Here is a 2,921-nt window from a genome sequence, read left to right on the forward strand (position 1 = left end):
CTAAATTTAAAGTATCATTTGTGGTTATATTTGTAGAGCTAGTATTTTCTGAAGTATTTAGCCTTATCTCAGTTATATTTTTTTGATAAACGACCGTAGATACTTTGATGTTAAACTCAGCACCTCCATCTTTTTTATCTTTACTAGCCAAAGTTACAACAGCAGTATCTTCTTTGGCATGTATCTCGCCAGTGTCATACCTTTTGCTTAGATCAAATGTAGCTATGATAAATTTTGAAGTCTTTTTAAAGCCTGAAGAGTTTTTGTCTAAATTTATATTTATTCTAAATTTAGCCGTGTATGAGTTTTTAGAGCTACTATTACTATCTGCGTCTTTATCATCGTTTTTCTTTAGGTAGTAAGAGGGATAGACCCTTTTATCTTCACCATTATGAAGATACACCTCTTTTATGTCGCGGCTTTTACCCTCTTCATCTTCTATGATTAGATTAGTGACCACTAAGTGGAAATTTCCTTCGCTTTTAGTTGAGATATTATCAGTAGCATCTGGTAGCCTTAGCTTTATATCAAACATACTTGAAGCCTTGTCGCTTCTTATGCTATAGCTGTTTTCTTTAGCGAAATTTAAGAGATTAAAGCTCATTTTCTCAAAGAAGTTAAGAGTTATTACATTGCCACTATTAAAGGCATATCTCTCATCTTGTGATATGAAAATGTCGTTAGTATTTTTGTAGATGATGGTTTCACCATTTGTAGAAGGCTTTATAAAGCTTATCTCTTCATCTCTTGAGTTTTTATTAGGCTCTCTTACGTCTTGCTTATAGTCCATAAGCACTATCTCGCTCTCACTACTATTTCCATTTGGATTTAAATTTGAACAATCAAGCGATGTATTATCCGCTAAGACGATAGTAAAGGTTGTGTTTTTTGGTTGGATAGGCATTACAGGAAGAGCTGAAGCTGTTGGATATATAAGCAGGATATCTCTCTTAGCTTCAGGCCTAAACTCACCATTTTCTGCTCTTATCTTTAAGAGCTTATTTATCCTTGAGATATTATGGCTATTATCACCTTTTGTGGTGATCACATAGATATCTTCTAGCTTAAAGCTCTTTTTGGTTACATCTTTTAAAAGAGCATTTATCTTATCTGCGAAAAATTGCAAGATAGTATTGTATTTTCTGTAGTGTGTGTTGAAATCAGCATTTCCCCTTGAGTAGCCAGCTATGGTTCTATTGCCTTTAAATTCCTTAGTAGTCTCATAAGCTATAGCGTTTTGTAGATAGGTTATAGATGGTTCATCTTTCTCTTTTATCTTTGCTACGTTTAAAAGAGAAAATAGATCCAAACACTCTTCAAAGGATATTGCGTTTATGCTTATGTCAGTTAGGGTATTTTGTTTGATTGCATTATTATTCTCTCTACTTTCAAACAGTCCAAATTCATTTGACTCTGCAAATCTACGTTTAGCTATACCTATCTCATTATCTGCGTTACTCTTATACCTTATCTCATACCAAGCCCCAAAGCGGTTTCTAGCTCTTAAGCGAGCCTTTAGACCGTCTCCTACAAGGCTTGGATTATTATATGTCATACTCATTAGAGCTATATATTCGTTGCTACCTATGCTATTTTCATCTATCTTGCTCTCTTGCGGGCTTATAGAGGTATAGGCTAGTTTTTTATTTAGACCATCTCTAAATATTTCAACAACCTCTGGCAATATATCGCCGATTTGTTTATCATCTAAATTAAATTCTCCAAATTTAGCACTCTTGCCATCTTCTGTCTTTATACTATCAAGATACTCTGATACTTCAGATCTTAAATTTTCTTTGGTTTTTACCTTTACCCCATTAATTGCATTAAGCAGTCCAGTAAATTCTTTTTCATTCATTTTAGGATTAGAATATTTCTTGTCACAAACTTTTTGTAATATATCTTTTAAGGTTACATTAAAACCACAACCTATAGTAGCTATTTTATTAGTATCGTAATATAGTTCATATATAAAATCTTCAGCATCTTTTAATGTATCTCTTAGTTCATCTTTAAAATTACTAACATTTCTCTCATTAATTGGCATTAAAACTCCTTAAACTGATTAAGATACTCTCTTATAAGCTTAGTATCATTTCTATCTTTAAATCTGCTTTGGATAGGCATTCTACAAACTAGACGATCTCCGCTACCTTCTACAGCATAAACCCTAAAGAAAAATTTATCAGCTACTATAAAAGTTAGCACATGAGGAAAATTACTTGAATCTATATATTCTCCAAATTTCTCTTTTCTCTCTTTTCCATGTAAATTTGAAGCATATAGTATTCTTACCATTCCATCAGAAAGTATATTTGCGTCATAGCTTTTATCGCTACTATATATTGCATTGCTGAAACCACCTGTATCATTTTTTATAGCTTTTTTATAAACCTCTGTTGAAAAGCTATCATCCTTTTCATAGTCTAGACCTCTTTTTTTAAACTCTTCTTTAGTCTCTTCTACCTCTTTAAATTTAAGTCCAGATTCTGGTTTTTTCCCAGGCTTTATATACTCACCAATTAAAAAATCACCAAACTGCATACTAGAATTTGTACAATAAGGCTTATATGTTTTACTTCTTAGATCATATATCTCTTTCTCTTCTCCGCCTATACCTACGCACATGATAAAGTCTCCAACTGGAGCAAAGTCAAGCTTAGTATAGTAGTAGTTTTTAGTAGTGTTTAGCTCTCTTTTGGCAACATCATCATCAAGGGCATCAATGAGAAATTTCTCATAAAACTCTTTATCTTCCCCATAAGGTGGGTTATCTTTATTTACAGGCTTTGGAGAGTCCATCCAGAATTTTTGAGTAAAGTAGTTATAGCATAGATCATTTGTACTATTTTTATCATTTATTGAAAACCCTGTTCTTCTATCGTATCTTGGCACTATAGATTTTATCCTGTAGTAATATT

At 32.5% G+C, this 2,921-nt stretch carries 1 protein-coding gene and 1 pseudogene; both read right to left on the reverse strand.

Going from position 1 to position 2,921, the window contains the following annotated elements; all coding sequences use genetic code 11:
- Positions 1 to 2,047: pseudogene (locus Q0296_RS02970) on the reverse strand (hypothetical protein); the annotation flags it as partial.
- Positions 2,047 to 2,921: hypothetical protein (locus Q0296_RS02975; RefSeq protein WP_298036362.1), on the reverse strand; the 875-nt coding region annotated here is incomplete at its 5' end. The pseudogene Q0296_RS02970 and the gene Q0296_RS02975, both read right to left, overlap by 1 nt.

It is taken from the genome of uncultured Campylobacter sp. (assembly GCF_937890585.1).
GTDB lineage: Bacteria > Campylobacterota > Campylobacteria > Campylobacterales > Campylobacteraceae > Campylobacter_A.